The following is a 3,104-nucleotide window of genomic DNA, read 5'->3' on the forward strand; positions in this document are numbered from 1 at the left end:
CAGATGTTTATGAGTTTTGTTCCCATGAAATGTCTGGATGATAAATACGAGATCTATAGACGAATCCGCTGACGTGCGCCGATGCGGCATCTGGGCGATTCCAACGCAGGAAAGCGCGCGAGTGCCTGGGCACCTGGCGTGCGTGTGCGCTAGGTTTACCCTCCCTTCCCTTCCCTTCCCTTCCCTTGTGGATTGCGTTTCGATCACTTGCCTTCGGTCTGGAATTACGACGCTTCGTGAATACACTAAAAAAGTTCGAGAAGTTGGCCATGACCCGGAATTTGTCGTCTTATGGAAGCGGAAACTGAATGCGCGCACCACTGCGACACTGATCTAAACCCGAGAATTCTCGCTGAGATCCAGTCTATCTGGCGAATGGCTGATAAGACGACAGATTCCGGGTTGCCTTGGGTTCAGGAGTCTTGGGACTCTTTTTTCAAAATGATCACTGGCTTATTTTCTATTTTATTATTTTAACTTGTTTTAGGCGTCGTAAGCCTTTGAATAAAAAAATATAAATATCAAAATATAACGACAAATTCCGGCAATAAGACGACAGATTCCGGGTGAAACAACGACAGATTCCGGGTCGTAAGACGACAGATTCCGGGTATAGCCAGACATCGACCAACGATGTCGTTATATGCGGTAGACTGCGGACATGGACGAGCCCACCAACCGCTATCTGATCGCGAAGGCGAACAAGCTCATCGAGGCCGCGTATCGGCTGACATTGGCCGAGCAGCGCCTGTTGCTGGCGGTCATCGCGCAGATCGATAGCCGGCCGATCGGAGACAGCGTCGAGAGTTTGAGCTACGAGGTGTCCGCAAGCAGCATCGCCGATCTGTTCGACGTTCCCCAGAAACAGTCTTACGAGCTGTTACGCGATGCCGCGGAACGTATCGCGGAACGCTGGGTGGTGATCGAACACCCGGACCCCGACACGCCCGCACTCGCCTATACCCGCACGCGCTGGATCTCCGCGATCGACTACCTCCCGAGCGAGGGACGTATCCGCCTTTTCCTCTCGCCGAAGATCATGCCCTATCTGACGCAGCTTGCCGGCGAATTCGCCCGCTACAAACTCAAGCATGTTTCCGCCATGACGTCGGTCTATGCGATCCGCCTCTATGAGTTGCTGATCCAGTGGCAGATGCAGGGAGAGCGCGAGGTCGGCGTGGATTGGCTGAAGGAACGCTTCGCGGTGCCTGACTGCTACACGCGCATCCATGACCTGAAGCGGCGCGTGATCGAGCCGGCCGTCGAGCAGATCAATGCGCATAGCAATCTCTGGGTCCGCTGGACGCAGCGCAAACAGGGCCGAGCGGTGGTCGCCTTTCACTTCCAGTTCGGGTTCAAGCCAAATCAGCCAACCGCCCCGCCACTGCCAGCAACCCCAACACCCATTACCCTGACCCGCGCCGAGATCGAGCGCCACGCCCGACCTGGGGAGACCTGGGATCAGGTGCGTGAGCGCCTGTTACGCCAGCGTGACGCGACCACGAAGGGGTGAAGCGCCCTCACCGACCGCGTAAGCCGTCATCCCAAAGGGACAAGAACGTCTGCTTCGGGGCGGCCGCGGCCGCGTGAAACACCCGCGCGCTGAGCCGTTCTCCCGGCGCACGCGCGTTGCGTGCGATGCCGGCGATCGGCAGGCCGTTCGAGGCGCTCCTCGGCGGACCGCCGATCCAGGCGCGGAAACGCGGGGCCGTCTCGATGCAACGGCGATGGCGGTTCCGCCCGGATGCGTGTTCCCCGTGAAACGTGGCGCTTGGCCTGGACCTGGAGCCGGTGCGCGGCCGTGGGGCGAGGGCGCGGCCACCGCAACGGTCAGGCGCGCTCGCACCGTCCAGGATCCCCGTTCCGGCACCGCCTCAGTTTTGCGCTTGGCCGAATCGGGCGGGATCGGTCATCGGGAACCCACCCTCAGCGCGGACGCAACCCAATCAGATTGCGCACCGGTTTCCAGGGCCGCATCGCCACCGGTTCGACGCCGGTGCCGCGATCAAAGAAAAAGCCGCTCGACGAGCCGCCATCGAGGTTGAGGGCACGCTCGACCGGCCAGGGCGTCAGGGCACCGGGCGCGCTCAAACACTCGGCCAGGTCGGCAAGGGTCAGCGGCGTCCGCGTCGCGCCCAACACCCAGTGTCCGCGCCAATCCGTCGCGACAAAGGTGCGTTGGCTGGCATCCTTGGCGGACAATCCCCGCACCGCCCGCCCATTCTCCACCAGATAGGGACCGCTCTGCACCAGGGCGTCGATTCCCGGATGATCCCGGAAGCGGGCGCGTCGCAACAGATGAATGCCCCGGTCATCGCCATAGAGCACGCCGCTGAGTAGCCGTGTCGTCTCGACGCGATTGATCCGCTGGCCTTGGGCGATCACCAGCCCCAGCGGGCGCCCGTCGGAATGGAAGAAACCGCCATTGACCCCGGCGACGATGCCCGCGTCCCGGAAGGCGTCCGGCAGGCTTGCGGTGTGCGCTCCCCGATCGAGCACCGTCAGACGGTAGGCCGACGAACGGAACAGCGCCAGATGCGCGGTGACGGTCTGGGCGTCGCGCGGGCGCTCCAGCGTGCGTTGGACATAGGCCAGCGGTTCGCTGGCGGTCGGCCAGCCCGCCTCCCCGACCGGCTGCCACGCGGCGGCAAGGGCCGGCGCGATCAGCAGCCACCCCATCCCGAGCCAGCGACCGCGAGACCTCATGACGCCGTCGTCGGTGCCTCGACCGCGATCAGCACCTCATTGCGCCGCAGGAACGGCAGCGAGAAGGGCGAGTTATAGCGGGCGTAGATCGGTTCGCCGAGGGTCTGGTAGCCCGCCTGGCGCACCGCCGCCAGCAATTGGGCCTCCTGCTTGCGATAAGCCGCTTCGCTCCAGCCGCCCGCATACTGACGCGCGGCCACCAGACGCGGCGGTTCCTCGCGCAGTCGGATGCGCGGGTTGTTGGGGACCGGCAGGCTCTCTAGGAGCCTGTCCGACTTAGGTCGGACGTCGCGGCGAAGCCGCTCTGGAGGCTGAAAATCAAGGTGACTTTCTCATCAATGGGTCATTGAATGGCCATTTTTCACGACATCGACGCCACGTCACGCTGTTTTCATGGA

General features: G+C 62.3%; 3 protein-coding genes. 1 reads left to right on the forward strand and 2 read right to left on the reverse strand.

Features of this window, described 5'->3' with window-relative positions; translation table 11 throughout:
* The first annotated feature begins 661 nt into the window (after positions 1-661).
* Positions 662-1,513: a replication initiation protein gene (locus QZY07_RS25070; protein WP_295408784.1), complete on the forward strand. Its 852-nt coding sequence runs from the start codon at positions 662-664 to the stop codon at positions 1,511-1,513.
* Between the two features lie 413 nt (positions 1,514-1,926).
* Here QZY07_RS25070 and QZY07_RS25075 read toward each other — a convergent pair whose 3' ends face one another.
* Positions 1,927-2,706, reverse strand: coding sequence for a phosphodiester glycosidase family protein (locus QZY07_RS25075; protein WP_295408785.1), 780 nt, complete (start codon positions 2,704-2,706; stop codon positions 1,927-1,929).
* Positions 2,703-2,960: a heme-binding protein gene (locus tag QZY07_RS25080; RefSeq protein ID WP_363184839.1), complete on the reverse strand. Its 258-nt coding sequence runs from the start codon at positions 2,958-2,960 to the stop codon at positions 2,703-2,705. Before QZY07_RS25080 ends, QZY07_RS25075 begins: the two co-directional genes overlap by 4 nt.
* Positions 2,961-3,104: the final 144 nt, after the last annotated feature.

Source organism: uncultured Thiocystis sp. (assembly GCF_903866365.1).
Classification (GTDB): Bacteria; Pseudomonadota; Gammaproteobacteria; order Chromatiales; family Chromatiaceae; genus Chromatium.